The 26,896-nt window shown below is 63.9% G+C and carries 22 protein-coding genes and 1 riboswitch; of the genes, 4 read left to right on the top strand and 18 right to left on the bottom strand.

What is annotated here, in order from left to right; all coding sequences use genetic code 11:
- Positions 1–3 precede the first annotated feature (3 nt).
- The 5 genes from bcsB to bcsG are packed head-to-tail and all read right to left on the bottom strand — an operon-like array spanning position 4 to position 7,334.
- Complete coding sequence (gene bcsB / locus BGO64_RS11975) at positions 4–2,226, bottom strand: cellulose biosynthesis cyclic di-GMP-binding regulatory protein BcsB (protein WP_286700726.1); 2,223 nt, start codon at positions 2,224–2,226, stop codon at positions 4–6.
- On the bottom strand, positions 2,226–4,793 hold the full coding sequence (gene bcsA / locus BGO64_RS11980; RefSeq protein WP_286700727.1) for a UDP-forming cellulose synthase catalytic subunit: 2,568 nt from the start codon (positions 4,791–4,793) through the stop codon (positions 2,226–2,228). The genes bcsB and bcsA overlap by 1 nt, the downstream gene beginning before the upstream one ends.
- Entirely contained in the window at positions 4,790–5,452 is a 663-nt protein-coding gene (gene bcsQ, locus BGO64_RS11985) for a cellulose biosynthesis protein BcsQ (protein WP_139736406.1), read from the bottom strand. Before bcsQ ends, bcsA begins: the two co-directional genes overlap by 4 nt.
- Positions 5,449–5,673, bottom strand: a complete 225-nt coding sequence (gene bcsR / locus BGO64_RS11990; protein WP_010672842.1) for a cellulose biosynthesis protein BcsR — start codon at positions 5,671–5,673, stop codon at positions 5,449–5,451. The genes bcsQ and bcsR overlap by 4 nt, the downstream gene beginning before the upstream one ends.
- Before the next feature lie 14 nt (positions 5,674–5,687).
- Positions 5,688–7,334, bottom strand: coding sequence for a cellulose biosynthesis protein BcsG (bcsG, locus tag BGO64_RS11995; RefSeq protein WP_286700728.1), 1,647 nt, complete (start codon positions 7,332–7,334; stop codon positions 5,688–5,690).
- 392 nt (positions 7,335–7,726) lie between these two features.
- Here bcsG and BGO64_RS12000 point away from each other — a divergent pair, with 392 nt between their 5' ends.
- Both BGO64_RS12000 and BGO64_RS12005 read left to right on the top strand, forming a co-directional pair.
- Complete coding sequence (locus tag BGO64_RS12000; protein WP_102949194.1) at positions 7,727–8,923, top strand: amino acid aminotransferase; 1,197 nt, start codon at positions 7,727–7,729, stop codon at positions 8,921–8,923.
- Positions 8,924–8,981: 58 nt separating this feature from the next.
- Complete coding sequence (locus tag BGO64_RS12005) at positions 8,982–9,914, top strand: LysR family transcriptional regulator (protein ID WP_286700729.1); 933 nt, start codon at positions 8,982–8,984, stop codon at positions 9,912–9,914.
- A 16-nt stretch (positions 9,915–9,930) separates the two neighbouring features.
- Here BGO64_RS12005 and BGO64_RS12010 read toward each other — a convergent pair whose 3' ends face one another.
- The 7 genes from BGO64_RS12010 to BGO64_RS12040 form a co-directional block, all read right to left on the bottom strand.
- Entirely contained in the window at positions 9,931–10,254 is a 324-nt protein-coding gene (locus BGO64_RS12010; RefSeq protein WP_039039461.1) for a DUF1820 family protein, read from the bottom strand.
- A 117-nt stretch (positions 10,255–10,371) separates the two neighbouring features.
- The gene (locus tag BGO64_RS12015; RefSeq protein WP_202044804.1) at positions 10,372–11,220 is read right to left on the bottom strand and encodes a YjjW family glycine radical enzyme activase; all 849 of its coding nucleotides are present in this window, start codon (positions 11,218–11,220) and stop codon (positions 10,372–10,374) included.
- A 37-nt stretch (positions 11,221–11,257) separates the two neighbouring features.
- Positions 11,258–12,784 (bottom strand): YjjI family glycine radical enzyme, encoded by a 1,527-nt coding sequence (locus BGO64_RS12020; protein ID WP_286700730.1) that lies wholly within the window; start codon positions 12,782–12,784, stop codon positions 11,258–11,260.
- Positions 12,785–12,906: 122 nt separating this feature from the next.
- Positions 12,907–13,242: an AzlD domain-containing protein gene (locus tag BGO64_RS12025; RefSeq protein ID WP_049635961.1), complete on the bottom strand. Its 336-nt coding sequence runs from the start codon at positions 13,240–13,242 to the stop codon at positions 12,907–12,909.
- A 2-nt stretch (positions 13,243–13,244) separates the two neighbouring features.
- Entirely contained in the window at positions 13,245–13,958 is a 714-nt protein-coding gene (locus BGO64_RS12030) for an AzlC family ABC transporter permease (protein WP_134997060.1), read from the bottom strand.
- Between the two features lie 121 nt (positions 13,959–14,079).
- A complete protein-coding gene (locus BGO64_RS12035) occupies positions 14,080–14,556 on the bottom strand; it encodes a L,D-transpeptidase family protein (protein WP_029313677.1) in 477 nt (158 codons plus the stop codon).
- 400 nt (positions 14,557–14,956) lie between these two features.
- Positions 14,957–16,807 carry a M3 family metallopeptidase gene (locus BGO64_RS12040; RefSeq protein ID WP_286700731.1) on the bottom strand — a complete coding sequence of 617 codons (1,851 nt, stop codon included), beginning with the start codon at positions 16,805–16,807 and terminating at the stop codon, positions 14,957–14,959.
- Positions 16,808–17,101: 294 nt separating this feature from the next.
- Between BGO64_RS12040 and BGO64_RS12045 the strand changes: the two genes are divergently transcribed.
- Together BGO64_RS12045 and gbpA are read left to right on the top strand one after the other, a co-directional pair.
- Positions 17,102–18,781, top strand: a complete 1,680-nt coding sequence (locus BGO64_RS12045) for a methyl-accepting chemotaxis protein (RefSeq protein ID WP_010672830.1) — start codon at positions 17,102–17,104, stop codon at positions 18,779–18,781.
- Positions 18,782–19,010: 229 nt separating this feature from the next.
- Positions 19,011–19,096, top strand: a riboswitch (cyclic di-GMP riboswitch).
- Positions 19,097–19,156: 60 nt separating this feature from the next.
- The gene (gene gbpA / locus BGO64_RS12050; RefSeq protein ID WP_128297351.1) at positions 19,157–20,578 is read left to right on the top strand and encodes an N-acetylglucosamine-binding protein GbpA; all 1,422 of its coding nucleotides are present in this window, start codon (positions 19,157–19,159) and stop codon (positions 20,576–20,578) included.
- A 111-nt stretch (positions 20,579–20,689) separates the two neighbouring features.
- On the opposite strand, the gene cbl is transcribed toward gbpA, so the two are convergent.
- The 6 genes from cbl to BGO64_RS12080 form a co-directional block, all read right to left on the bottom strand.
- The gene (gene cbl, locus BGO64_RS12055) at positions 20,690–21,637 is read right to left on the bottom strand and encodes an HTH-type transcriptional regulator Cbl (protein WP_010672828.1); all 948 of its coding nucleotides are present in this window, start codon (positions 21,635–21,637) and stop codon (positions 20,690–20,692) included.
- Positions 21,638–21,753: 116 nt separating this feature from the next.
- Complete coding sequence (locus tag BGO64_RS12060; protein WP_010672827.1) at positions 21,754–22,821, bottom strand: sulfate/molybdate ABC transporter ATP-binding protein; 1,068 nt, start codon at positions 22,819–22,821, stop codon at positions 21,754–21,756.
- Between the two features lie 31 nt (positions 22,822–22,852).
- Positions 22,853–23,746, bottom strand: a complete 894-nt coding sequence (gene cysW / locus BGO64_RS12065; protein ID WP_010672826.1) for a sulfate ABC transporter permease subunit CysW — start codon at positions 23,744–23,746, stop codon at positions 22,853–22,855.
- On the bottom strand, positions 23,743–24,582 hold the full coding sequence (gene cysT, locus BGO64_RS12070; RefSeq protein WP_039039454.1) for a sulfate ABC transporter permease subunit CysT: 840 nt from the start codon (positions 24,580–24,582) through the stop codon (positions 23,743–23,745). The genes cysW and cysT overlap by 4 nt, the downstream gene beginning before the upstream one ends.
- Before the next feature lie 269 nt (positions 24,583–24,851).
- The gene (locus BGO64_RS12075) at positions 24,852–25,427 is read right to left on the bottom strand and encodes an RBBP9/YdeN family alpha/beta hydrolase (protein WP_039039453.1); all 576 of its coding nucleotides are present in this window, start codon (positions 25,425–25,427) and stop codon (positions 24,852–24,854) included.
- A gap of 39 nt (positions 25,428–25,466) precedes the next feature.
- Entirely contained in the window at positions 25,467–26,468 is a 1,002-nt protein-coding gene (locus tag BGO64_RS12080; protein WP_042864432.1) for a sulfate ABC transporter substrate-binding protein, read from the bottom strand.
- Between the last annotated feature and the right edge of the window lie 428 nt (positions 26,469–26,896).

Consider the following 26,896-nt stretch of genomic DNA (forward strand, 5'->3'; position numbering starts at 1 on the left):
CTCTTAATCTTCCTTCAGACGGCGGCGGCTGGCACTGGCAAGCAGCACCCGCAGGCCCCAGCCCAGTACCAGCATGCAGAGCAGGGTCAGCCCGGCAAGACGCACCGGATAACGGGCAAACAGTTGCCAGAGACGCTCCCACCACGGCAGGTAGCCCACCTCGTAGCGATCCCCCACCACCAGGCTCTTCACCCCGGATTCCCGGATGATGGCCACCGAGCCTGCCACCTGATCGCGTAGGGTCCGGGTCTGCAGGGCATCATTGAGCAATGTGACCCCCGCCGGCCCATCCGCCAGCAAGGCCACCAGGCTGCGCTGATCATGGGTCGGCGATTGCAGCCCCAGGATGACGGCGATGGCCCGATTGCCCGTCATGCCCACCCGGGCCTGGGGCTGGCGATCGGCCATGGTGTGCAGCAGATCCCCCTTGTGCTGGCGGGTTGGCTCGTTGACCCAGCTGCGCGTGGATTGCAGCAGGGCGTCGGGGGCCAGATCCCCTCGAAACTCCTCCGGCAGGGTGCCGATGAGCAGGGTGTCCCGATCCGCGGTGCGCGCTCGCTCCCAGTCGTCCAGAACCTGCAGGGAGAGCGCCGGATACCCGGTCTCGGCCCCGATGGCACCGACGGCATCGAGCAAGGTGGTGATCTGCCCGGGATGGGGTCTGGCCGGCATGACAATCTGGGTGTCGGCGAGATCCGCCATCCGGCTGAACGGGAAGCCGGCATAGGCGAACGCCTTGAGGTCGGGCATCTCGATGAAGTGACGATAGCCGGTGAAGTCGATGGTGGAGCCCTCGTCGATGCGCACCTGATGGGCAGGCGGCATCACCAGGTCGCAACGGCCATCCTCCGTTCCTCCCATGTATTGCTGGGCATACTCGAACGAGAAGCTCAGGCTGTTGGCCTGGGTGGTCTTGAGCCCGGGCATGCGCAGTGCCATGGTGTCGCCATCGTCGGCAAACCAGAGCGGCAGGGTCAGCAACCGCTCACTCTTGACCTCGCCGGGCTCGAGCGTGAACGACTTCATGAGCTGGCCGTTGACCCCCACATCCAGCCGGGAACCGTCGCGCAGGGTGGGCGAGGTATGGTGATACTTCAGCTCCGTCCTGATGCCGTTCTCCCCCAGCAGATAGAGATCCGGCGGCAGGCGCAGCGTCAGGTTCATGGGCCACAGCGTGCGTCCCGTTGCCTGCAACTGGCCCGGGTACTCCGTGAGCTCATCAAAGCGCATCTTGCGATCCAGTCGCACCCAGTTCGGGGCATCGTAGGGTTGACGCGGGGAGAGCGGCTTCACCTCGTCCACCATGACGCTCTGGCCACGCAGCATGACATCGCCTCGCGCCAGCCCCTGCACCGCCGTCAGCAGATCCTGCTGATCCCGCCCCAGGATCAGCAGCAGCTTCACATAGGGATTGCCGGGGGAGCTGATCATGTCGATGGTGGGCCCCTTCACCTCGGGATAGTCCACCAGGAAATCGGGGCGCGCGTCATTGGTGGCAAAGATCACGGCGTTGCGATCCGGCAACTGGTTGATGAGCACCGGGAAATGCTGGCCCCGCCACTGGGCCTTGGTGCCGAACCAGGAGGCCAGCACCGCCGCCGCCTGCTGCTGCTCCGGGGGCACTGAGCCCGTGAACACCATGGGCAGAGTCAGCTTGCCATTGTCCCGCACGTCGAGGAACGGCATGGGGAAGAAGGAGAGCTCGTTGCGCACCGGCAGGGTCTGCAACTGCAGGGTCAGCTTGCTGTCCCGGTTGACGTTGAGCCAGAGGGTATCGCTCGCCGGGTTCTCGCACACTTTCTGATAGTGGCCGACGAAGCTCACCTTGAGGCGGTTGAAATCCTTGGCATAGCGGGGATCCAGCTCGATGCTGGCATGGGTCATCGTCCCCATCTGATCCTGGTTGAGGGCCGTCACCCCCATCAGCTCGTCATTGAGATAGACCTTGACCTGGGAGATGAGCGGCAGCAGGGAGGGCGATGGCGTGAAGTTCAGGTCCAGGGTGGCCCGGGTCACCACCTCGTCCCGCCGCACGGTGAAGTCGGCCAGTCCGTCTGGCGCATTGCCGCGCAGGGACAGGGTGCCTGGCGATGATGCCATCTGTTCGAAGCTCATCCCCTGGGTGCGCACCGGAGCGGGAACAGGCGGCAGGGGGCCGACGGCCTCGGCGGCGGTCGCACCCTGAGCCATCAGCAGGAGAGGAATAAGGTAGCGTTGTGGTTTCATCATCCTTTCACTGTCTGTGAGGTCGGAGTCCCGGCCCGGAAATCTGGGGAGACGCGACGGGGAACGAAGGAGAGGAGCCAGCGAGCCAGCTTCTCGAGGAGGATACAAACAAAGCCGATGGGTGAGGTACGGGCCAGACGCCAGTAAGCCCCCCAGCCGAGCAGGGTAATGTCGATCAGGCTGTGGAGGGGGCGATCCTTGCCCAGACGCTGCTGCCACAGGGACCAGGTATCGGCCCGGGCGAAGGTGCACTGGATGAACTCGACATGCTGCGCCTGCGCCATGGGTTCCAGCTCCAGTCCCAGCTTGCAGCCGAACACCCGCTGCACCTTGGCGGCGAACGCCTGCTCCCGCTGGTCATGGCGCAGCAGCAACCAGACCCTCTCCTTGTCGGCCAGGGGCAGGGGCGCCTCGAGCAGCACCCCGACCCCCCCGTTGGAGTAATCCCTGACGGTACAGGGGTAGAGGTGACCGTTCGCCAGCCTGATGGCCGCCGGCATCACCATCTCCACCCTGGGGTTGGCACGGACCTGGCGCGACTCGAAGGCCACCGCCAGGGCGCCGCCCAGTATGGTCATGTTGTAGAGGGTCCAGATCATGCTGAGGATCAGGGTCGGCACCTCGTCGGCAGGGCCGGTGCCGATGCGCCAGAGGCCGAACCCCAGCCCGCACAGATTGAGCAGGATCAGCAGCAGATAGGGGCGGGAGACCGACAGATCGAGGAACACCTCCTCCGTCATCCCCCCCTTGGCAGTCACGTTGAACGTCCCCTTGTGAGGTGCAAAGAGCGCCACCGTGGTCGGCCTGGCGATGTACCAGGCCAGCACCGTCTCATAGACCTCGCCCCAGAAGGAGTGGCGCACCTTGCCCTGCAACCGGGAGTTGGTCAGAGCGCTGTGGAAGATGTGCGGCAACATGTAGAGGGCGATGGCCGCCGCCGGGGCATAGATGATGTAGGCGTGCAGGATCAGGAAGGCGAGCGGCGCCGTCAGGAAGATGAGCCTCGGTATGCCCGAGAGGAAATGCAGCATGGCATTGAAGTAGCACAGCCGCTGCCCCAGCTTGAGCCCCTTGCCGAAGAGAGGGTTGTCCAGACGCAGGATCTGCACCATGCCGCGCGCCCACCGGATGCGCTGACCGATGTGGGCAGAGAGGCTTTCGGTGGCCAGCCCCGCCGCCAGCGGGATCCGGATATAGGCCGAGGTGTAGCCGAGGCGGTGCAGCCGCAGGGAGGTGTGGGCATCCTCGGTGACCGTCTCCACCGCGATGCCGCCGATCTCGTCAAGGGCAGTGCGCTTGATGACGGCGCAGGAACCGCAGAAGAAGCTGGCATCCCACATGTCGTTGCCATCCTGCACCAGGCCGTAGAAGAGAGCCCCCTCGTTCGGCATCTTGCGAAACCGTTGCAGGTTGTGTTCGAACGGATCGGCGGAGAAGAAGTGGTGGGGGGTCTGGACCACGCCCAGACGGGGATCCCGGTAGAACCAGCCCACCGTCATCTGCAGGAAGGAGCGGGTCGGCAGGTGGTCACAGTCGAAGATGGCGACCAGCTCCCCGGTGGCCATCTTGAGGGCGTGATTGATGTTGCCCGCCTTGGCGTGCTCATGGGTCGACCGGGCCACATAGCGGATCCCGGCCTCCTCGGCGAAGTCTCGAAACGCTGCCCGCCCCCCGTCGTCAAGCAGCCAGATGGTCAGCTTGTCGGCGGGCCAGTCGAGCCCCATGGCGGCGTAGACAGTCCCCTTCACGATGGCGAGATCCTCGTTGTAGGTGGGGATCATCAGATCCACGCTGGGCCACTGGGCCGGATCCGCCGGCAGTTGTGCCGGAGGGCGGTGCAGGGGCCATGCGGTCTGCCAGTAGCCGAGCAGCAGCACCAGCCAGGCATAGGTCTCGGCGGCCAGCAGCAGCAGGCCGCAGGCCAGGCTGACGGGATCGAACCAGTCGAGGGTCGAGGTGTAGCGCCACCAGATGTAGCGGCAGGAGATGGTGAGGGAGAGCACCATCATCATCAGCATGGGATAACGGCCCGGCACGGCCCGCAGGATGAAGGCCATGGCCGCCAGCAGGAGGACGAACACCAGCTGCGCCTGCAGGGTGAACGGCTGGGTGACGCAGAGCAGGGAGAGGCTCCCGGCCACCACGCAGAGCAGCACGCTCTTCCAGCGTGCCTCGCGGGGCGTGGCCCTGGCGGCGGCCAGCCCTTTCTCCTCCTGGCGGGCCAGGAAGGCGCCGAGAGTCTGTGTGCCCCGGTGCCAGATCCGCTGCCAGGAGGCAGGCCAGCGCAGGGGGATGGGCTGTGGGCGACGCACTATCATCCAGAGGCTCTGCAACAGAACGCGCAGGGGATCCCCCACCCGGGGGTGCGTCAGCTGGGGATAGAGCCCCCGGGCATGGCCCAGCACCCATTGCCAGCCATGACGCTCGAGGGGGAAGAGAGCCCAGGCCAGCAGCCAGCCCAGGGTCAATGCGGCCGCCCCCGGGCGGGAAGCCCCCCGCTCACGCAGTGCGCGATAGCGCTGCGAGCACCAGAGGCCCGCAGCCGGCGTCAGCAGCCGCACTCTCATCGGGGGGCCTCCCCCTCTGCCAGACACCAGGTCGCCAGGGCGGCCAGCTCGTGGGCAACCAGACTGGTGGGGGCATAGCGGCCGACCGGCAGCTTGGCGGCCATGGCCTCCGCCATGGCTTCGTCCCTGTGCAGATGAAGATTGAGCAGAGGGAGCCCCCCTGCCAGCCAGAGATCCAGCAACCCCTGCTGCAGGGCCCGCTGGCTGGAGAACTGGGTCACCAGCAGACGCTCATCGGCCGCCCAGGGGTGGCGGTGAAGCCGCACATGGCAGTTGGCATCCGCATTGACCACCAGCAAGCGCCTGCAGGGAATGACGGGGACCATGCCCAGGGGCAGATCCAGCAGCACCAGATCATAGCCATCGATCCCCGCCAGCCACTCGGCCGACGCCCCCTCCCCCCCGCCATGGGAGAGCAGATCCAGTCCCTCCTCCCGGCGGTGAAGCGCACCTCGCCACTCCCGCGCCGGCTGGGTCAGCCGACTCCAGCCTCCCGGATCGTCATGGGGCAGGCCAAGGTGGATGCCAAGCTGGTTGTCCGGGCAGAGATCCACCGCCAGTACCCTTGCCCCCTGCTCATGGGCAGCCTGGGCCAGTCCGGCCACGATGGCGGTGGTCCCCACACCTCCCCGGATCCCCTGCAGGGCGATCACCTTCATGCAGACCTCCCCTCGCCAGTCCCCTCGGGCCCTTTCACTGCCACCTCCGCCAGCAGGGGGAAGCGTGCGCACAAGGCGGCGAGCCGCTCCCTGGCGGCAATATCCTGATAGGAGAGGCTGACACCAAAGGCCTGCTGGACCATGGCCACGTCATTGATCACCGTGCCCTCCACTGGGACGCCGAAGGGGGTCTGCATGTCTGATTGCCGTTCGCTGCGCATCGTCACTTCCGGTCTCATTGGGGATAGGGGACCCAGTCCCCCTGCCCCAGCTTGATGTGGTACTTGCCCTGATATTCGATCACCACCGAGCCCTGGTTCTCGGACACCGGCGGGGTCTGCGGCAGGTCGCCCAGCAGGGCATCCCAATCAATGGTCTCGCTCCCGAACACATCCTTCCCCACCAGCCTGGAGACCAGTTCTGATACCGCCAGGAAGCTGCTGGGGGTGTCCACGTTGCGGGTCGCTTCATGGGGCGCCTTGGTACCGAGCAGGGCAATCCCCACCGGCACCTGGGTGATGCTCGGGCTGGGAATGTCCCGCAGCCCGGCCATCTGCATCTTGTCGCCGGTGAGAGCGGCGCCGTGCTCAGGCACCATCACCACGGCCACCTTGCGGCCGGATTGCTCCAGCGTCGTCATGAAGTCGTCCAGCTGATCCAGCAGGGTCTTGAGCCTCTCCTTGTAGGGCGCTATCTGGCGGCTCGCCACATAGCGGTTGCCATCGTGCAGGGCGATGAGGTTGAAGAAGGTGATGTTGCGTGCCGCCTGACTCTGTGTCCGCTCGTTCAGCCAGCGGCCGAACAGGGCATCCCCGCGATAGATGGGTTCGCCATCGAAGGAGGCGAGATCATGGGCCAGCCCCTTCTTGTCCATGGGGGTCACATCCAGCCCGGCATACTGCTGCAGGCCGGTCAGGTAGTTGCCAAAATCCCCCGAGTGATCCATGGCCACCTGTTTGGCAAAGCCGAGCTGGGCCAGATTCTCGAACAGCAGACACTGCTTCGGCGCCGTCACATAGAGCCCCTGGTGGCTGGTCTGCCCGCAACTGGCCCGCAGCAGGCGAATGGAGCTCGGGCCGCTGTAGGAAGTGGCGGAGTTGAAGCGGTTGAAGCGAATGTCGAAGTGGGACCAGACCGGATGCCCGGTCAGGCCGCTCGCCTCCACGTCATGCCAGGCCAGGGAGCAGACATTGATGATGAGCACATCGAAGGGGGTCGCCTGGGCTGGCAGGCTCTCCGGGAAGTGCACCAGTCTCTCCTGCTCCTCCCGATAGAAGTCATCGAGATAGGCGTTGAGGTTCTCGTTGGTCGGCGGGGCACTCTGGTCAAGCTGCTCCTCCATGGGCAGCACTGAAGAGCGGGTCTCCTCCCGGGACGTGTTCAGGGCGTGCTCGCTCGCCCCCTTGCTGCTCGCGAAGGGATTGCTCACCTGGGGCGAGACCCAGAGCCAGAGCAGCGCCAGCAGGATCCAGGGGGTGAAGCGCAGCCACTGGGCGATGAACAGATAGAGCGTCAGCAGCACGAACCCCGCGCCGACCATCTCCCAATTGATGAAACGCCCGAGCAACTCCGTCCAGTAATCCAGGGTGAAGGAGAAGACCTGGCTGCCCTGGGAACGAATGCTCTCTATCCCCGGCAACCAGGTATCGTGATAGAAGATCCCCGCTCCCACCGGCAACGCCAGCCAGTGCCGCGCACGGCGCCACCCGGCCCTTGGCAGGGGAAAGATCAGGAAGGCGGTAAACACCAGGTTGATCAGGGGATGGAAGTTGAGATATCCCCCCCAGAGCAGGGCGAACTTGGCAAGAAAATAGACATTCCAGCCACCCAGGCCGTGCCAGTCCAGCCAGGGAGAATCGGCATCAGAAACGTGTCGGGTCATCGGCGATGAGTCACCTGTTATCGTGGGCCCCCCGAAGGGGCCGGGCACACTGCAATGGTTGTCAAAAGAATAGCCTGACTATTATGCAACTATTAATTTGTCTCAGGTGGCGCTGAACCTGACTCCCCCGGATGGGTGTAAGGGGAATGAGAGGGGCCGTATGTATCCATATATTATCCAAACGATCCCGATAAGGCAGCCTTCTCTGACAAAATGGGGGGAACGTGCAGACGGGATGCAGGATCCTGGCAAGGGCCCCGCGCTTACCACTGCGACAGACTTTGTCAGCCCTGTCGCCATCTCGAACAACTTGAGGCCACCTCTGGATTGCGCCATCATATCGGCCCGGCTGATGGCCGGCCGAATTGGACAGTCAACTTCAAGGACCCCCCATGTTTGAACACGTCGATGCCTATGCTGGCGACCCCATACTGACGCTAGTCGAGACCTTCCATAAAGATACCCGCGAGCAGAAGGTGAACCTGGGGATTGGCCTCTATTACGACGAGCAGGGCCGCATTCCGCTGCTGCCGTCGGTGCAGCAGGCCGAAGCGCAGCGCGCCGCTGCCCCGGCCCCGCGCCCCTACCAGCCGATGGAAGGCGCCGCCAACTACCGCACCGCGGTGCAGCACCTGCTGTTTGGCGCCGAGCATGAAGCGGTCAAGGCGGGTCGCATCGCCACCATCCAGACCATCGGCGGCTCCGGCGCCCTGAAGATCGGTGCCGATCTGCTCAAGCGCTACTTCCCGACATCCGAGGTGTGGGTCAGCAATCCCACCTGGGACAACCACAAGGCGATGTTCGAGGGGGCCGGCATCAAGGTGCACGACTACCCCTATTACGATGCGGCCACCGGCGGCGTGCAGTTCGACGCCATGATCGACTGCCTGAGCAGCCTGCCTGCGAAAAGCATCGTGCTGCTGCACCCCTGCTGCCACAACCCGACCGGGGTGGATCTCTCCCGTGCCCAGTGGGACCAGGTGATCGCCCTGGTGGTCGAGAAGAACCTGATCCCCTTCATGGACATCGCCTATCAGGGCTTCGGTGACGGGCTGGAAGAGGATGCCTATGCCATCCGCGCCATGGTGGCCGCCGGTGTCAGCTTCTTCGTCAGCAACTCCTTCTCCAAGAACCTCTCCTTCTACGGCGAGCGCTGCGGCGGCCTGTCGGTCATCTGCCAGGATGCCGAAGAGGCGAGCCGGGTGCTCGGCCAGATGAAGGCCACCGTGCGCCGCAACTACTCCAGCCCCCCCACCCACGGCGGTCAGATCACCGCGGCTGTGATGAGCCAGCCCGAACTGCACGCCATGTGGGTCGGTGAGGTGACCGAGATGCGCACCCGCATCAAGGCCATGCGCCAGAAGCTGTTCGAGGTGCTGAGTGCCAAGGTGCCGGGCCGCGACTTCAGTTACTTCATCAACCAACGCGGCATGTTCAGCTACACCGGCTTCACGCCGGAGCAGGTGGACCGCCTTCGGGAAGAGTTCGCCGTCTACCTGGTGCGCTCCGGTCGCATGTGCGTGGCGGGCCTCAACAGCCGCAACGTCGACTACGTGGCCGACGCCATGGCCGCCGTGCTCAAGGGCTAAGCCCGCAAGCCCCGCTCAGGCGGGGCTTTTCGTTTGTCCCCTTGCCCGTGGAACCGTAATGGATCTCATTGCCCTCTCCCGCCTCGGCGGTCGCCACCTGGTGACCCTGCATCTGCTGCTCGACACCCGCAGTGTCACCCGCAGCGCCGAGCGCCTCTGCACCACCCCCTCCACCGTCAGCAAGACCCTCAACCAGTTGCGCGAACTGCTGGGGGATCAACTGCTCTACCGCCAGGGCAACCAGTTGCTGCTGACCCCGTTTGCCGAACGCCTCGGCCCGACGCTGCGCCGCCTGCTGGGGGAGCTCAACGGCCTCACCAGCCAGGAAGGATTTGCCCCTGCCAACTGGCAGGGGGAGCTGAACCTGGCGATGCGGGAGAGCAGCATGATCTGGCCCATGGGGGCCGTACTGGGTCAGTTGGTGCAGGAGGTGCCGGGGCTGATGCCCGTCGTGCGTAACAAGGACGAGCAGGGACTGGCTGCTCTGGCGGCGGGCAAGCTCGACTTCGTGATCCTGCCCCACGATCAGAGCCAGCCCGGGGTCAATCAGCCCGGCCTCGTCTGGGAAACCTTGCGGGAGGACGAGCTGGTCTGCCTGATGCGCGCGGATCATCCGGCGTTGACGCGCCCCTGGGATCTCGATGCCTACCTGAGCTGGCGCCACATCGCCATTCGCGATCAGGAGCTGGCCGATCCCTTCTTCGAGCAGAGTCTGGCCCAGCGCCAGGTACGGCGCAGACTGGGGGCCACCCTGCCGGATTTTGGCAGCGCCGCCGCCCTGCTGCGCCAGAGCGATCTCATTCTCACGGCCGTGAAGGGCTGGGCTACCCGGGCTTGTACCCAGGGGCTGGTGAGCCGCCCCGTTCCCTTCGATTACGGCGCCGTGACCCACAGCCTGGTGTGGTATGGCCCCCTGGGGGAAGATCCCGCCCTGCGCTGGTTCCGTCAGCGCATCCTGCAACTGGCCCGGGAGCTGGACGCCCCACAATGATGCCTGGTGGCAGGACTCAGGGCTTCTTGGTATAGATGGGGCCTGGGAAAGAGGTGACGTTGTTGCCCAGTTCGGTGATGCGGGCGGCCCCCTGCTTGCGCACCTGATCGACCCGCAGCACGTGGTGCATGGGAATAAGGGTGCGGGTGACGTCGGCAAATTCGCTCTTCAGCTTCTCGTGGCTGGGGTCGACGATGAGCGCCGTGTGGGTGTCCCACACGAAGTGGGCGATCTCGATGAAACCGAACAGCTGGCCCTGATTCACCTCTCTTACATAGACTTCGTAACGCTCGCTGTGACAAATGAACTGCACTCGATAAAGGGCGTTGGATTCACTCATGGGTATCTGTTGGTGATGGACGGTTTGCCCATTCTAGCCGTCCCCTCGGACAGCCCCTATAGACAGAGTTCACAGTTGCGTCATATCGGGTCTCAGCATCCCGACGTGCCGCAGAGCTCAGATCGCAGGCAGCATCACCGACCCAAACCCCTTGGCCTTCAATGCGTTGGCAAGCACAGTCAGGTCAGCCGACCCGGCTTCTGGCCATGACAGCGCCTCCCCTCGCACCCCGTGGTGGCGAAAGCCGTTGAGGCGGATGGGCACGGGTCCGAGAGAGTGCAAGAAGGCGGCGAGCCCGCCATCCAACGTGCCGTCGGCAGTGAGATAATCGCTCTGCCCCGGCACCAGCAGCAGCCGCACCTCCGCCAGCTTGCCCGCCTGCGCCAGCAGTTGCAGCGAGGCCAGCACCCGCTCGCGGCCCCGCCCGGTCAGGGCCAGATGCACAGGCTCGCGCCACCCCTTGAGGTCTATCATGGCGCCGTCCAGCACCGGCAACAGCCGCTGCCAACCCGTTTCACCCAGGGATCCGTTGCTGTCGAGCAGGCAGGTGAGACGGGCCAGATCCGGCGCAGCCTTGATGGCCGTGAACAGGGCGATCACGAACGGCAACTGGGTGGTCGCCTCCCCGCCGGAGACGGTGACGCCGGTGAGCAGCGGGCCATAGCGGCGCAGCAGGGCCAGCACCTCGGCCACCGACATCTGGCGCGTCTTGGGGCTGGCGTGGCGAGGGCAGACATCGAGGCAACGGTCGCAGTGGGTACAAAGCTCGGCTTGCCAGCTCACCCGCCCCTCCTGCATCGCCAGGGCTCCGCCCGGGCAACCGGGCACGCAGTCACCGCAGTGATCGCACAACCCCATGGTGTGGGGGTTGTGGCAGCCGGGGCAGCGGAAGTTGCAGCCCTGCAAAAACAGCACCAGCCGGTTGCCGGGGCCGTCCACGCAGGAGAAGGGCAGCCAGCGGCTCACCGTCGCCCTGAGCTCGGCCCCCTTCTGCCTGCCGTTCTCAGTGCTCATTCAAGAGGGTCTCGATAGCCACCACCCGCGGTGCCCGCTGGCGGATCCCGGTCAGCTCGCTCGCCTCGGCGCCGAGGCTGGTGGTCTGCAGCCGCGAGCCTTCTGCCGCGAAGCGGGCCACATCGCGCTTGCGGATCATGTAGCCGGTCACCCGCACCAGATCGCTGTCCGCCACGTTGGCACTGAATTCGCGCATGCCGAGGGCGAAGGCCCCCTTGCAGAGCTGCAGCAGCGCCTGAGGGTTCTGGCGTATGGTGGGATCCAGGGTCAGGATCTCGCTGATCCCGGAGTGATAAAAGCCGTGGTGGGGCGCCAGGGCCAGCAGGTGACTGGCGGGATCCGGCTCCTCGCCATAGGGGATCCGTACCCCCGGGGTCACGCCCCTGTCCACGCTGAGTCCCCCCTGGGAGTGGAGCAGGGCGCGGCCGCCCCAGGCATGGGTCTGGCCCCTCCTGGCCACCCATTCGGAGAGGCGAGCCGAGATGCGATAGCCAAGCTGGTTGGCCTCATCGTCATGGCCATAGCGCCACGGCAAGCCTCCCTTCTCCATCAGCCGGTTCACCGCCTCCGCCATGCCAAAGATGCCGAACATGGGGACGAAACGCGCCTCCTCGATCAGCCCCTCCTCCACCAGGAAGCTGTCGAAGAAACCCGACTCCCGGTGCAGGAAGGCGGCGCGCACCTCGATGAGTCGCGAGGCCTGCTCGCAGTAGTGAGGCAGTGTGCGCGCCATGAAATCCTCAACCCCTGCGCTCTGCCCGGCCACGCCCTTGAGGGAAAGGCGCACCAGGGTATTGGCACCGCCCCCCAGGGGCAGGGCATTGTAGCAACTGACGATGCCAAAGCCGCGTTCGTCGAAGGTGTCCCTGTGCAGCGGATAGTTGACGATGTGGGGCTTGCTGCAGGCCGAGATGTTCTCGACCCCTTGCAGCAACAGGCTGTCCGGGGTCTGCACCGGGTCGTGGAACAGACTGAGATTCGGCGCCACCTGCTGGAGTTCCCTGTCGATGCGCAGGATCAGCCGGCAGATCCGGTTGTCGTCGGGGCCGATGTTGACGTGCATGAAGGCATCCGGCAGCACCCGATCCAGATAGATCCAGAAGGCCTTCAGCTTGCGATGGAGCGTTTCATCATCCAGCTCACCGACAAAGGGCAGCAGCAGGTGATCGAGGCGCCCCAGCCAGACCGGCATGCCGGTGACGGAGGGCACGTGATGGTAGAGGATGCGCAGGGCATCGAGGGCCTCGTCGAAGTCCAGGGGTGGCGCCAGCTCCAGCCAGGCCGAGCCCTGGCGCAGAAACCGCGCGTAATCCGGCAGCACGTAGCGCGGTTTGTGGGGAGCGTGCCCCTCGAACATGTCGCACAGCACCCCTTGTGCCATGGCATCCTGCACGGCGGCAGGCAACTCGGGGTAAGGCAACGCGTTTTCGGCGGCGAGCGCCAGGGCCCGACCCTTCTGGGCCGGTGAGAGCAGAGGGTCGCGCACGATGCGCTGGCAGGTTTCGGTGAAGGACATGGTTCACTCCGTGGCGGGTGGAACCAAAATCCTCACACTTGGGAGGTCTTTTTTGAAGTGACATTCCCAACAGGGCGGATATCCCATCAAGACATCCGCCATGCCGGATCACGGCACATCCTTCACCAGGGCCAGAACAGGGCCACGCCCCCCAGCCAACGCAGCAGGAAGAAGCCCCCCATGCCGACGACCACCACCACCAGGGTAGGCAGGCGCAGCAGGGTCAACACCGTCACCAGCAGGGTGGCGGCCAGGTAGTCCGGATCCCAGTCCAGCCCGCGGCCGGGCTCATAGCTGAAGACGATGGGCAGCCAGATGGCGGTCAGCACCGACTGGGCCGAGAAGCTGAGGAAAGCCCCCATCTCGGCCCCCGGCTGATAGCGGGTCAACCGCGAGAAGAAGGCAAAACGGTTGAAGAAAGTGATCAGGGCCAGCAGCCCTATCATCAGCCAGCCCATGATCACCTCCTCATCCGGTGCAATACATAGCCCACCACCATGCCGGCCAGGGCCGAGACGATGATGTGGATCTCCGCCAGCAGCGGCTTGGTGACGAGTGCCGTCCCGCCGCTCACCAGAGTGGCCGCCACCATGGGCAGGTTCTTCATGGCGGGAAGCGTCATGGCGATAAAGGTGGCGGCAATGGCAAAGTCGAGCCCCATCTTGTCCAGCCCGTCAATGTACTGGCCGGCGGCGATGCCGAGCAGGGTCGCCATGTTCCAGAACAGATAGAAGACAAAGCCCGCGATGAGCGCATAGGCGGGATTGAAGGCGCCGCTGCGCTCCCTCTCTTTCAGCGCCACCGCAAACATCTCGTCGGTCAGGAAGAAGGCGAGGCTGGCCCGCCAGCGCAGGGAGAGGGGCAGCACGTCGCGCCGGAAGGTGAAGCCATAGAGCAGATGCTGGGAGGTGATCACCATGGTGGAGCCCATGATGGGCAGCAGCGGCGTCCCCGCCCCGAACAAGGTGGTGGCTGAGAGCTGGGCCGCCCCCGCATAGACCAGCAGCGACATCAGCTGTGCCTGGAGCGGGCTCATACCCGCCTGAAGCGCCAGGGCGCCACACAGTATTCCCCAGGGGATGACGGAAATGGAGAGCGGGAGCATATCCAGGGTGGCACGCCACCAGAGCGCCCCCGTGCGCTCGGGCACAGGGGGGCGGGTTTCCGACATCATGGGATCATCCTTGTCACAGCCAATGCGAACCGGAAAAACTAGCACGGCGCAGGAGGCAGTGTCACGTCATGGTCTGCGACAAATGCAACGCCCGCATGAGAGCGGGCGTTGGCAGACAGGATCAGGGCTCGATGATGATGGGAGTGCCGGGCTCGATGGCGTTCCAGATCTCGTCCATCTCGTGGTTCAGCACCGCGATGCAGCCATTGGTCCAGTTGGACGGCTGCACCCTGCGATCCCCCAGGCTGTTGCGCTGGCCGTGGATCATGATCATGCCGCCCGGGTTCACACCCAGCTCGTTGGCGCGCTTGATGTCGTCCAGATTCGGGTAGTTGATGTGAATGGCCTTGTAGAAACCGGAGTTGCTCTTCTTGTAGTCCAGGGTATAGCGACCTTCCGGGGTACGCTGATCCCCTTCACGCTGCTTGTGTCCCTTGGGAGCCGGGCCCAGGGCAATCCAGTAGCGCTTCACTTCCTTGCCATCCTTCATCAGGGTCAGGCTGTAACTCGACTTCTTCACCACCACCATATCGGCGGACAGAGTGGCAAAACTCAACGCGGGCCACAGCCCCAGCAAACACAGCAATACGGCTCTCACTATCCATCCCTCTGCGAGCCTTCTGGGCTCTCTTGTTAGCAAATCATCTGAATGCCGCCACCCTCTGGTGGCGAGCGAGCGCCATGATATGGGATCGCCGTGAATACTCAATATATCGGGAGAAACATATCTGTGGCCAGCAGGGGGAAATGGCCGTCAACCCGCCATGCAGACACCCTGCCAAGGGTAGGGCGTCGCCTCTTGCCCGCAACCGGGGGCGCCTCAGCGCTGATCGTCAAGGCCAGGAAGATGGCGCAGGAAGAAAAACCAGCGGGCAGCGCCGTCAAGGACACTTGAGCCTGTCCACCAGCCAATCCAAGGCTGGCGCCATGGGGTCAGGCCATCTCAACCCACAAAAAAGAGCCCCTGATGGGGCTCTTTTGATGGTGCGATACCGGGCTCAGGCCAGGGTCACTGGTTCGGCGGTCTCGAGGCGCCGGATCCAGGCCTCGAAGTCTGCCAGCATGCGCGCCTCGGACTCGCTGTTGTCGGCGATGAGCTCGGCCCCGTGTACCACCCGGATATGGGCGTCGAGGGGCGTTCCCTCCCCTGCCGGTGGGCGCTGCCGCGCGGCCGCCATGCATGCTTGCGCCTGTTGCCACGCCTCGGCGGCACTCCGGTTGCACGCCTCTGCCAGCGGCACCGCACTGAAACCCTCGCCGGTGAGGCTCTGCAGTGTCTCGTCGTGGGTCATGCCGTTGCCCGGTCCCCAATAGTGGGCGGCCAGATCCGGCCCGATGCGCGGGTTGTCGGTGAGGTAGCCGTCGCGCCTCAGGAAATAAGCGCGGGTCTGCTCCACCGCCATCAGTGCCAGCAGATAGCCGTGATAGGCGCAGGCCGACTCCTGGTTCAGAAGGTGTGGGATGGCCAGCAGCGGGCGCGGGCTATCCACCCCCAGGATCTTGCGCTCCCACTTGCGGGCCAGGGCCAGCACGGCTGCCGGGGTGCGCTCGCTATCTGCCATGGCGTAGAGATCCCGCTCGAAGTAGGCCACCAGCGCGATCTGGCGCTCGTTGAAGGCGCGAAATGGCTGGCGCGCTTCAATCATGGCCTGGATAAGCGCATCGGGGATGGGTTCTCCCGCCGCGTTTCTGGCGTAGCGCTTGAGCCAGTCCGCGTCGTCCAGCAGGCTGTCGCAGAACATGGACTGGGTCTCGGCATAGGCCATGGAGGTGGGCGGAAACTCCTGGGAGAAGCAGGGCGCGTTGCCGGTGACGTTGGCAAAGTGCGCCGCGTGGCCTCCCTCGTGGAACAGGGTGTTGAGCCCACTCCAGCCGCTGCCCACCTGGGCCGGATTGGCCAGGCTGGTGAAATTGACCACCGCCGGCACCCACTCCCCATCCTGCCAGAAGCTCGGCACCGGGCCGTGACAGAAGCCGTTCTCGTATTTTCCCTCCCGGGTCAGCAGATCCAGGGTGAGGGTGGCACCGCGGTACTGGATGCCGAGCCGGCGGAAGCTCTCGACCCAATCCTTCAGCGCCCGGGAGAAGGGCACGTAAGGGTCGAGCTGGCGGGTCACGTCACCACTCACGCTGTAGCGCAGGTTGTGGGGCAGCAGGGCTGCTTCCCCCTTGGCCGCTTTCAGCTCCGCCAGACTCTGGTGCAAGCGGGCATCGGTGCGGGCGATGAAGTCGTCAAGAATGGCAAACAGCTGCTCCGGGCTCATCTGCTCGTTCTTGTGCACCTTGTAATCGAAGTAGTCGCGATAGCCCATGGCACGGGCAAAGCGGTTGCGCAGCGCGACGATGGCCAGATAGCCGTTGTCGACCACCCACTGCTCCAGGGTGTGGAACATGGCGAGCGCGCTCTGGCGCACCGCCTCGTCGCTGCTGGCGGCCAGCGCCGTGCTGGCGGTGGGCAGACTGCCGGGCACCTGGCGGCCCTGCTCGTCCAGCAAGGTAAGCTTCAACCCCTTGCGACGGGCGAAGAGATCCGCCTCGGCGGCCACCAGCTCGTCCATCAGGGCGGAGGCACTGGGGTCTTCGATGACGTTGCACTCGAAGAAGGCGATCCAGCCCCCCAGGCCGCGCCTGAGATCCGCCTCTTCGGCCTGGGCATGCATCTCCCGCAGCACCGGCAGGCGGTCAGGATCGGCACAAAATGCCTTGTAGGCCTGTTCGGCCGCGGTGAAGCCTGCTTGATCGTCGCTGGTGCCCATGTAGGTGGACCAGAACAGGTCCTCCTTGCGTCTGTGCACCTGCAGGTAATCGGCATTGAGCTGGTTGAGATAATTCCTGGCAATGGAACTCATAACTTCCCTCTTGTTATGGGGCGACCACGGGGCGCCCACTCCTTTTTGGTGAAATGCCAACCCATTCACACTTCTTGCAAATTGAGTAGACAAATTGTGCGCCGGGATGCGCGCCATCACGCTATCAAAAGCGAGGGTTTCTGTCTGCTGGCTATACTGGTTGTCAAACTGCTCAATTGGCTGTTTTCCACCGCAACCCATTGAAAGTTAATGATATGTTAAAAATAATAACAATCAGGTCCGGCCGGCAGTTCGGCCACAATCAGACCCGCATGGGAAAGTAAGGATAAGACTATGTTCAAGCTCGGTGATATTGCCGTGAGTCGCAAGCTGATGCTGCTGCTCTCACTGGCCCTGGTCGGCTTCATCGCACTGCTGCTCATCTCGGCCAGTGCCCTGCACCGCAATCTGATGAGTGAACGGGAAGCCAGGCTGCAGGCGGTGCTGGATCTGGCCATGAGCCGGATCCAGGCTCTGGCCGCCACCCTCCCCCCGGAGCAGGCCAAGGCACAGGCCAAGGCCATGCTCGACAGCATGCGCTTTGACGGGGACAACTACCTGTTCGTGCTGGATGAAGATCGTCGGGTGGTGGTGCATCCCGCCAAACCCGAGCTGGTCGGCCAGCAGATGGGCAACAACCCTGCCGAGTCCCACTGGCAGCACATGGTGGATCTCGGCAAGGGCGGCCACCAGGGCAGGCTGGAGTATCAGTGGGTCTCCCCGTCCGGCGAGGCGGCCCAGAAGATGTCGCTGGTGACGGGCTACCAGCCCTGGGGCTGGATCCTGGGCTCCGGTGTGTTGTTGCAGGACATTGAGGCCACCATGTGGTCGCAATATGAGTGGATGGGTGGCGCCACCTTGCTGGTGATCCTGTTGATGGGGCTGCTGGGACTCGCCATCAGCCGCTCCATCGTCAATCCCCTGGCCGAGATCAACAAGGCCATGGCCCGGGTCGCGGCCGGCGATCTGGTGGTCAGCATCCCGGTGCTGGGCAGGGATGAGCTCGGCGCCGTCGCCAGCTCCACCAACCAGGGGCTGGATGCCATCCGCCGCGCCCTGCTGGAGGCGAGCCAGGGGGCCCGCAACGTGGCGGATGCCGCCCTGCGCATCGCCGCCTCCGCCGAACAGACCAACCAGGCGGTCAACAGTCAGCGGGATCAGCTCGCCCAGCTCGCCACCGCCATGAACGAGATGAGCGCCACCATCGCCGACGTGGCGGGTCACGCCGAGAATACGGCCCGCGACACCCAGGATGCCACCAGCGAGGCCGGACTCGGCAACCAGGATGTCCATGCCAGCGTGCACGGCATCCAGGCGCTGGCCACCGAGGTGGATCAGGCCACCTCGCAGGTCAACCAGCTCAAGGAGGGAGTGATGCAGATAAGCGAGGTGACGGCGGTCATCAGCGCCATCTCGGAGCAGACCAACCTGCTGGCCCTCAACGCCGCCATCGAGGCGGCCCGGGCCGGCGAGCAGGGCCGTGGCTTCGCCGTGGTGGCCGACGAGGTGCGCCAGCTGGCCAGTCGCACCCGCCACTCCACCGAGGAGATCCAGAGTACCATCACCCAGTTGCAGCAACGGGCTGTCACCGCCGCCAACGCCATGGACGCCAGCCGCAAGCTGGCGGAGAGCAGCGTCAACCAGTCCGAGAAGGCGGGGCAGGATCTCTCCCTCATCGTCAATCACATCCAGCACGTGAGCGACATGGCGACCCAGATCGCCACGGCGGCGGAGCAGCAGAGCATGGTGGCGGAAGACATGAACCGCAACGTCAGCGGCATCAACGACTCGGCGCTAGAGATGTCCCAGGCGGCCTCCCAGTTGGCCCAGGAGAGCGAACTGCTGGCCGGTCTCTCCCGAAGCCTCGACGAGCGACTGGCGGTGTTCAAGCTGGACAACGCCCAAGCCCAGGACAGGATGATGCGACCGACCCAGGCGTCCTCTTCCCGAGCAGGCATGCAACCCCGCCACTGAGTGGCCCCATGAGCCCCTGCCAGGCTTGCAGGGGCTCCTTTCCTGTCATGGCCACGGGAGCCTCTCCCGGGCCACCCTCTCGCACTGAACCAGCGCGCAGATCCCGACGGAGTGATCTGCCGCTGATGCGCTGCTCCGATGAGACGGCACTGTCAATTTTTACACTTAATTTTTTAACAAAATATAGCCATGATGGGTGGTCGCCACAGGCGGCACCATGATCCTTTCTGTAGTCATTTGGCAAACTGGTTGAAAGGCCAGGACGCAAAGCCTCCGGTCTAAAGACAAGCTGTCCAGGATAGCGGGGTTGCAGCACCGTGTTTCGGGGAACTCCCCTGCCAACGTGACTGCCCACATCACCGAACAGAGGAATGTATGGCAGCAAATATCCGACTCACCCATCTCGCGGCAGCGCTGGCGCTGCTGGCCAGTGGCGGCGTGCTCGCTCACGGCTACATCAGCCAGCCCGAAGGGCGCAACTACCTGTGCAAGACAGGGGGCAACAGCCAGTGTGGCGCCATCCAGTGGGAACCCCAGAGCCTGGAAGCCCCCTCCGGCTTCCCCGATGGCGGCCCCGCCGACGGCCAGATAGCCTCGGCCGGTCACCCCCAATTCGGCGAGCTCAACACCCAGACCCTCGATCGCTGGACCAAACGTGAGGTGCAGGCCGGTCCCTTCGCCATCAGCTGGACCTTCACTGCCAACCACGTAACCCGCAACTGGCGCTACTACCTCACCAAGCAGGACTGGAACCCGAACCAGCCCCTCACCCGGGATGCGTTCGATCTCAATCCCTTCTGCGTCATCGACGGCAACATGGTGCAGCCCCCCAAACAGGTGACCCATCAGTGCACCCTGCCCCCGCGTACCGGTTATCAGGTCATTCTCGGGGTGTGGGAGGTTGGGGATACCGCCAACAGCTTCTACAACCTGATCGACGCCCGGTTCAAGGATGGCACCCAGCCACCGCTGACCTGGAGCCAGGGAGGGACCATCTATCCCTCCATCGACCTGGTGGCGGGTGACAAAGCCAGAACCCGGGTGTTCGATGCCAATGGCGAGCGCACCGATCTCCAGACCGAGCTGACCATCGCCAGCGCCGGACAGGGCCAGAAGAACAACTGGGCCCACGCCCTGGCGAGCAAGATCAACGCCGAGCAGAGCCAGATCCGTGCTGGCCAGCAAGGTACGGACGGCCAGTTCAACCCCGTCTATGGCCAGAACCCGGTCTACCTCAAGGCTGGCAGCAACCTGCAACGGGTCGAGATCCAGCTTGAGCAACAGCAGCCCCCGGTTGAGAACGGGATCAGCGTGAGCGGTCTGGCGAGCGACTACCCCCTCGACAACGGCAAGCTCACCCTGACGTTCACCGTCACGGCCCAGGGGGATCTCGCCATCACCAACACCCTCTATGACCACGGCGGTGTCGCCAGGGGACAGAGCAGTGCCGACATCAAGGACGGCAGCCAGAGTTTCTCCATGGCGCTGACCGGCTTGAGTGCAGGCCACCATCAGCTAGTGATCGAGGGCAAACCCAAGGCCGGTGGTGACGCGGTGCAGCAGACCCTGGACCTCATGTTCAAGGATCCGGCAAGCGGGGGCGATTACCAGTTCACCTTCCCGGACGGCCTCAAGTCCTACACCGCCGGAACCCGGGTGCTGCAGCCGAAGAACGGCAAGGTCTATCAGTGCAAACCCTTCCCCTACAGCGGCTGGTGCAGCCAGTGGGCGAGCACGGCCACCCAGTATGAACCGGGCGTAGGCTCCCACTGGCAGGAGGCTTGGACAGCGCAGTGATGGGACGTATCCGACCTGGCGGGAACCCGCTCGGCGTTTCCCGTGCCAGATCAGGTCAACATCAAACAAACGGGGAGCACATGGCTCCCCGTTTTTCATCCATCCCTCGGTTCAGATCTGATAGTCGAGCAGAGGCTCGTTGCTCATGGCGCGGGCCTGGATCTCCGCCAGCGCCAGCTCGGGGTTGCAGAGCTGGATGAACTGCCAGGCAAAGTTGTGCTGGAACTGCCCCTGCTTGAGGCCGATCCAGGCGGTGTGCGGCGCAAACAACCGACTGCCGTCCAGTTGCACCAGTCCCTTGTCCCGCTGGGAATCGAACGCCATGTCCGCCAGTATGCCCACCCCCATCTCCAACTCGACATAGGTCTTGATGACGTCGGAGTCCTGGGCGGTCAGCAGGATCTGCGGCACTATGCCCGCCTCGGCAAAGGCATCATCCACCCGTGCCCGACCGGTGAGGCCGGCCTGATAGGTGACGATGGGCCAGTGGGCCAGAGCGGCCAGGGTCAGCTCCCGCTCGGCGGTGAGGGGGTGCTGCTCCGGCACGACGATATTGTGGTGCCAGCGGTAGTAGGGAAAGGCCACCACCCCTTCGCTCTTGTCGAGCTGCTCGCTGCTGATGCCGATGTCCACCTCGCCGGTCTGCACCAGCCGCACTATCTCCTCCGGGCTTCCCTGACGCAGCTCCAGCTGTACCAGGGGAAATTGCTCCCGAAACGCCTTCACTACCCTCGGCAGGGCATAACGGGCCTGGGTATGAGTGGTCGCGATGAGCAGCCGGCCCGAGTCGCGATTGGCAAAGGTGCTCGCCAGTTTACGGATGTTGTCGGCATCCCCCAGGATACGCTCGGCGATCACCAGCAACTCCTTGCCCGGCTCGGTCATGCCGAGCAGACGCTTGCCATAGCGAATGAAGAGGGCGAGCCCCAGCTCCTCCTCCAACTCGCGAATGTGGCGGCTGACCCCGGACTGGGACGTAAAGAGGGCATTGGCCACGTCGGTCAGGTTGTAATCCCGCCGTGCCGCCTCCCGAATGATTCGCAATTGCTGAAAGTTCACCTCATCGCCTCCTGCGCTGAGTGGCGGTGGCTCGTGCCACCGTCCTCTTGTTATGGATTGCCGGGATCATAGCCCGGCAGCAAGCCTGAAAGAGGGCCGCACCTCGCGGCTTGCCCTCAGATCTGGTAGTCGGGATAGAGCTGTGCCTGCCTGGCCACCAGACGCACCCCCTGGCCGGGGGCAAAGGCCCGGGCGGCCTCCTTGCTCAGTTCGGCCTCGTAGTGGGCACCTCCCGTCTCCCCATCGCCACGCAGTTCCACCCGGATGCGCGGCCCCATGGGCAGCAGGCGGGTAATAGTGGCGCGAATGCCACCGGGGGCATCCGAGGGCAGGATCTCCAGCTCGTGGGGGCGCACATAGGCGATGGCCGCACTCCCTTCTGCCAGATGGGAGGGGATGGGGCCACCCAGTTGCTGCTCACCGATGCCAAGCCCCTGCCCGGCCACCCTGCCACGAAACAGGTTCACGCTGCCAAGGAAGCTGTGCACGAAGGCACTGGCGGGTTGATCATACACTTCGGCAGGGGTGCCAATCTGCTCTACCTTGCCGGCGTTCATCAGCACCACCCGATCCGCAACCTCCAGGGCCTCTTCCTGATCGTGGGTCACGAACAGACTGGTGACATGCAGCTCGTCGTGAAGCTCACGCAGCCAGCGGCGCAGCTCCTTGCGCACCTGGGCATCGAGGGCGCCGAAAGGCTCGTCCAGCAGCAGCACCTTGGGCTGCACCGCCAGGGCCCGGGCCAGGGCGACCCGCTGGCGCTGACCACCGGAGAGCTGGGTCGGGTAGCGTGCCGCGACATGGCTAAGCTGCACCAGATCCAGCAGCTCCTTGACCCGGGTGCGGATGGCCGCCTCGTCCGGGCGTTCGCTGCGCGGCTTGACCCTCAGGCCAAAGGCCACGTTCTCGAACACCGTCATGTGGCGAAACAGGGCGTAGTGCTGGAACACGAAGCCAACGTTGCGCTCGCGCACATGGAGATCCGAGGCATCCTCGCCGCGGATGATGACGCTGCCACTGTCCGCCTGCTCCAGCCCGGCGATGATCCGCAGCAAGGTGGTCTTGCCGCAGCCAGAGGGGCCGAGCAGGGCGACCAGCTCACCGTCGTGAAAATCGAGGTTGATGTCGGCCAGCGCCGCGTACTGATTGAAATGCTTGTTGAGCCCTTGAACCTGAATGCTCATGAATGCCTCTCCTATAACCGTTAATTCGGGATCAATGGGACTGGGTCGGTTGGCCGCGCAGCCTGGCCAGCAGGGTCTCACCCAGCAGGGTGAAGATCCCGAACAGCGCCAGCAGGCTGGCCACCGCGAAGGCGGCACCGGTCTGGTACTCGTTGTAAAGGATCTCGATGTGCAGCGGCAGCGTGTTGGTCTGGCCGCGAATGTGGCCGGAAACCACGGAGACAGCGCCAAACTCCCCCACCGCCCGGGCGGTACAGAGCAGCAGGCCATACATCAGACTCCAGCGGATGCCGGGCAGGGTCACCCGCCAGAACATCTGCAACCCGCTCGCCCCCAGCATGATGGCGGCCTCCTCTTCCTCCGGGCCTCGCGCCTCCATCTGGGGCAGCAGCTCGCGTACCACGAAGGGCACAGTGATGAAGGTGGTCGCCAGGATGATCCCCGGGGTAGCGAAAATGATCTTGATGTCGTGCTCGCTGAGCCACTCGCCGAACCAGCCGCGACTGCCGAACAGCAGCACGAACATCAAGCCCGCGATGACCGGCGAGACCGAGAACGGCAGATCGATGAGGGTGATAAGCAGTTGCCGGCCAGGAAAGCGGAACCGGGCGATGGCCCAGGCGGCGGCCAGCCCGAACAGCAGGTTCAGGGGCACCGAGCAGAGCGTCACCAGGGCGGTCAGCCCCAGGGCGCTCAGGGCATCCGGCTCGCTGATGGCGTGCCAGAAGAAGGCCAGACCCGGGCTCAGCGCCTGGATGAAGACGGTGGCCAGCGGCAACAGCAGCAAGGCGGCAAACCAGCCCAGACCGACGGTGACCAGCAGCCATTTGACCCAGACCGGTTCATGGGTCACCGGAGGATGACGCGCCGGGGTGGCCGGAGCGGACTCCTGGGCCTGATCGAGATGTGCAGTAGAGGCGTTCATATACGGCTTCCTCCGATGCGAGCCCAGCTCCAGGCTTGCAACTTGTTGATGAGCAACAGCAGCACAAAGGAAATGAGCAGCATGACGGACGCAATGGCCGATGCTCCGGCATAGTCATACTCCTCCAGGTGACTCATGATCATCAGGGGGGCAATCTCGGACACCATGGGGAGGTTGCCGGCAATGAAGATGACAGAGCCGTACTCCCCCACGCCACGAGCAAACGCCAGGGCAAAACCGGTGAGCAGCGCAGGTACAAGGGTCGGCCACAGTACCCGGATGAAGGTCTGCCAGCGGTTGGCACCCAGGCTCGCGGCCGCCTCCTCTTGCTCGCTCTCCGCTTCCCGCAGCACCGGCTGCAGGGTACGCACCACAAAGGGCAGCCCGATAAAGGTCAGGGCAATGACCACCCCTATGGGGTTGTAGGCAAGCTCGATGCCCAGCGGAGCGACCCATTGGCCAATCCAGCCGTTGGGGGCAAAGATGGCGCACAGGGCGATGCCGGAGACGGCAGTCGGCATGGCAAAGGGCAGGTCGATCAGCGCATCCACCAGTCTGCGGCCGGGGAAGGTATAGCGCACCAGTACCCAGGCCAGTATCAGACCGAACAGACTGTTGAGCAGGGCGGCAATGAAGGCGGCGCCAAAGCTCAGGCGAAAGGAGGCGAGCACCCGGGGGGAGCCGATCACCTGCCAGAACTCGGCGGCGCTCAGGTTGTTCACCGCAAACAGCACCAGTGCCGAGAGCGGCAGCAGCACCAGTATGCCCAGATAGAGCAGACTGAAGCCCAGCGTTGGCCCCAGGCCTGGCAGGACGGAATAAGAACTTAATCGCATAACACATCCGTTTGTTATAAATACTTTGGATGTGACGATTTTGCTCACGGCGGCCAGGGACAACAAACACCAATAATGCCTTTGCTAAGCACTTTTTTATCTAACAATGGTGGAACAAGGCTTTTAGAGCGATAAGCATAAAAAAAGGTCTTTTATATAAATAAAAGACCTAAAAGACGGAGCGGTAAAACCGGGAACATGCAAAGTCAGTCACGCTGGCCAAGTTGCCAGCCTGTCTGGAAATCGTGCCGAGACAATCCGAGGCGCCCTCATCGAAAACTGAGTGCGGCCTGCTTGCCCCACTCGGCAGGAGCAGGCTCCACCACCATTTCGGCACGGCGGTATAGGGTGCCGAGCAAAGCGAGGCCCTGGTGCCACTCCCCATGGCCGGACTGGGCATTGATATGGCCCACTTCCCCCGCATCGAACAACGGCACCTGCCACTGCCGGCTCCAGAACTCTGCCCGCTCGAAACTCATCCAGGGGTCATTGCGGCTGGCGATCAACTGGGCAGAGACCTTGATGGACCCCGCCAACACCTCATCCGGGATACCGAAACGGGCAGGATCGGCAGGGGCAACGATGAAGATGGAAGAGACCTTGTCTGGTTGCAGTCTGGCGGCAGCGATGGCCGTTAGAGCGCCGAAGGAGTGGGCGACCAGGTGGACCCGGCTGCGCCGGCTCCTGAGCTTGCTCGCCAGCTTTGCGCTCCAGACCGTGAGATCCGGCTTGTCCCAGGGCAGACCCATCATTCTCTGCCACTGGGGAAATTGCTGGTGCCAGCGGCTCTGCCAGTGATCCGGCCCACTGTTGTGCAGACCGGGAACCAGAAGGATCTTGTTCATCGTGGTACTCCTATCTGTTGTCACAGGGGCCTTCGTCTCTTAGCGGCCCGGTTGGTAAATCTGGTCAAACGATCCGCCCTGGGCGAAGTGCTTCTTCTGTGCCTTGTCCCAATCTCCTTCCAGATCCTTGACAGTAAAGAGCGTCAGGTTGGGGAACTGGGCCGCTGTCTCCTTCAGGATCGCCGGATTGCTCGGACGATAGTGGTATTTGGCGATGATGCGCTGCCCTTCGTCAGAGTAGAGATACTCGAGGTAAGCCTTGGAGACGGCCTCGGTACCATGCTTCTTGGCTACCTTGTCCACCACGGCTACCGGCGGCTCGGCCAGGATGGAGACCGAGGGCACCACCAGTTCGAACTTGTCGCTGGTGCCCGGCTGATTGAGCACCAGCAACGCTTCATTTTCCCAGGCCAGCAACACATCCCCGAGCCCGCGTTCGATGAAGCTGGTGGTGGCGCCACGTGCCCCTGAGTCCAGCACCTTCACATTCTTGAACAGATCGCTGACAAACTGTTTCGCGCCCTCTTCAGTGCCGCTTTTCTTCAGGGCATAGCCCCAGGCAGCAAGATAATTCCAGCGCGCACCGCCGGAGGTCTTGGGGTTGGGGGTGATGATGGCGACATCCTTGCGCACCAGGTCGCCCCAATCCTTGATCTGCTTGGGATTCCCCTTGCGCACCAGGAAGACGATGGTGGAGGTATAGGGAGAGGCATTGTTGGCCAAACGCCCTTCCCAGTCGCTGGCGGTGAGACCTGCCTTGGCCACCGCATCCACGTCATAGGCCAGCGCCAGGGAGACCACGTCAGCCTCCAGTCCGTCCACCACGGCACGAGCCTGTTTGCCTGAGCCACCGTGTGACTGGCTCACCACCACATCGTCGCCGGTTTTGGCCTTCCACTCCTTGGCAAAGGCACTGTTGTACTCCTGGAACAGCTCCCGCGTCGGGTCATAGGAGACATTCAGCAGCCGCACCTCGGCGGCTTGGACCTGACCGAGAGCCAGCAGGGAGAGAACGGTGAGAGCGGTCATTCGCAGTTTCATGGTGATACTCCATATCGTTGGGTTGAGTACAGCATGCCCGCTTATGCATATTCCATGAAGAAAGAAAAAGCGCTTTGCTTATCTCTTATCCGCATATGAGCTCCCGATGGTCCTTTGGCACTCTCGGTCAGAGCGTATTCGCGTGCTTGCGATGCTCATCTCCAGACACGACAAAGCCCGGCCGATTGGCCGGGTTGGGAAAAGATGGAGGAGCAAAGGCAAACCAGAGCGAAGGGTAAGCCCTGAGCAAAGAGACAATACCAGGCACGTAGGCACCACAGGGGGAAGAGGCGGGTTGTCAGTAACAGGCGGCAGACCCGTCGGTTGCCTCTTGTTCCCAGAGCTCTTATCCAGACGCCAGAAAGCAAAAAGGCCTTCCCGATAGGGAAGGCCTTTCAATTTAGTGGCGGAGCGGACGGGACTCGAAC

Source organism: Aeromonas sp. 62-46 (assembly GCF_001898585.1).
Classification (GTDB): domain Bacteria; phylum Pseudomonadota; class Gammaproteobacteria; order Enterobacterales; family Aeromonadaceae; genus Aeromonas; species Aeromonas caviae.

What these genes read in the sequence shown, in the direction of transcription:
- bcsB (WP_286700726.1), bottom strand. Translation starts at nt 2,226, where the DNA reads ATGAAACCACAACGCTACCTTATTCCTCTCCTGCTGATGGCTCAGGGT.
- bcsA (WP_286700727.1), bottom strand. Translation starts at nt 4,793, where the DNA reads ATGAGAGTGCGGCTGCTGACGCCGGCTGCGGGCCTCTGGTGCTCGCAG.
- bcsQ (WP_139736406.1), bottom strand. Translation starts at nt 5,452, where the DNA reads ATGAAGGTGATCGCCCTGCAGGGGATCCGGGGAGGTGTGGGGACCACC.
- bcsR (WP_010672842.1), bottom strand. Translation starts at nt 5,673, where the DNA reads ATGCGCAGCGAACGGCAATCAGACATGCAGACCCCCTTCGGCGTCCCA.
- bcsG (WP_286700728.1), bottom strand. Translation starts at nt 7,334, where the DNA reads ATGACCCGACACGTTTCTGATGCCGATTCTCCCTGGCTGGACTGGCAC.
- BGO64_RS12000 (WP_102949194.1), top strand. Translation starts at nt 7,727, where the DNA reads ATGTTTGAACACGTCGATGCCTATGCTGGCGACCCCATACTGACGCTA.
- BGO64_RS12005 (WP_286700729.1), top strand. Translation starts at nt 8,982, where the DNA reads ATGGATCTCATTGCCCTCTCCCGCCTCGGCGGTCGCCACCTGGTGACC.
- BGO64_RS12010 (WP_039039461.1), bottom strand. Translation starts at nt 10,254, where the DNA reads ATGAGTGAATCCAACGCCCTTTATCGAGTGCAGTTCATTTGTCACAGC.
- BGO64_RS12020 (WP_286700730.1), bottom strand. Translation starts at nt 12,784, where the DNA reads ATGTCCTTCACCGAAACCTGCCAGCGCATCGTGCGCGACCCTCTGCTC.
- BGO64_RS12025 (WP_049635961.1), bottom strand. Translation starts at nt 13,242, where the DNA reads ATGGGCTGGCTGATGATAGGGCTGCTGGCCCTGATCACTTTCTTCAAC.
- BGO64_RS12030 (WP_134997060.1), bottom strand. Translation starts at nt 13,958, where the DNA reads ATGATGTCGGAAACCCGCCCCCCTGTGCCCGAGCGCACGGGGGCGCTC.
- BGO64_RS12040 (WP_286700731.1), bottom strand. Translation starts at nt 16,807, where the DNA reads ATGAGTTCCATTGCCAGGAATTATCTCAACCAGCTCAATGCCGATTAC.
- BGO64_RS12045 (WP_010672830.1), top strand. Translation starts at nt 17,102, where the DNA reads ATGTTCAAGCTCGGTGATATTGCCGTGAGTCGCAAGCTGATGCTGCTG.
- gbpA (WP_128297351.1), top strand. Translation starts at nt 19,157, where the DNA reads ATGGCAGCAAATATCCGACTCACCCATCTCGCGGCAGCGCTGGCGCTG.
- BGO64_RS12060 (WP_010672827.1), bottom strand. Translation starts at nt 22,821, where the DNA reads ATGAGCATTCAGGTTCAAGGGCTCAACAAGCATTTCAATCAGTACGCG.
- cysW (WP_010672826.1), bottom strand. Translation starts at nt 23,746, where the DNA reads ATGAACGCCTCTACTGCACATCTCGATCAGGCCCAGGAGTCCGCTCCG.
- cysT (WP_039039454.1), bottom strand. Translation starts at nt 24,582, where the DNA reads ATGCGATTAAGTTCTTATTCCGTCCTGCCAGGCCTGGGGCCAACGCTG.
- BGO64_RS12075 (WP_039039453.1), bottom strand. Translation starts at nt 25,427, where the DNA reads ATGAACAAGATCCTTCTGGTTCCCGGTCTGCACAACAGTGGGCCGGAT.
- BGO64_RS12080 (WP_042864432.1), bottom strand. Translation starts at nt 26,468, where the DNA reads ATGAAACTGCGAATGACCGCTCTCACCGTTCTCTCCCTGCTGGCTCTC.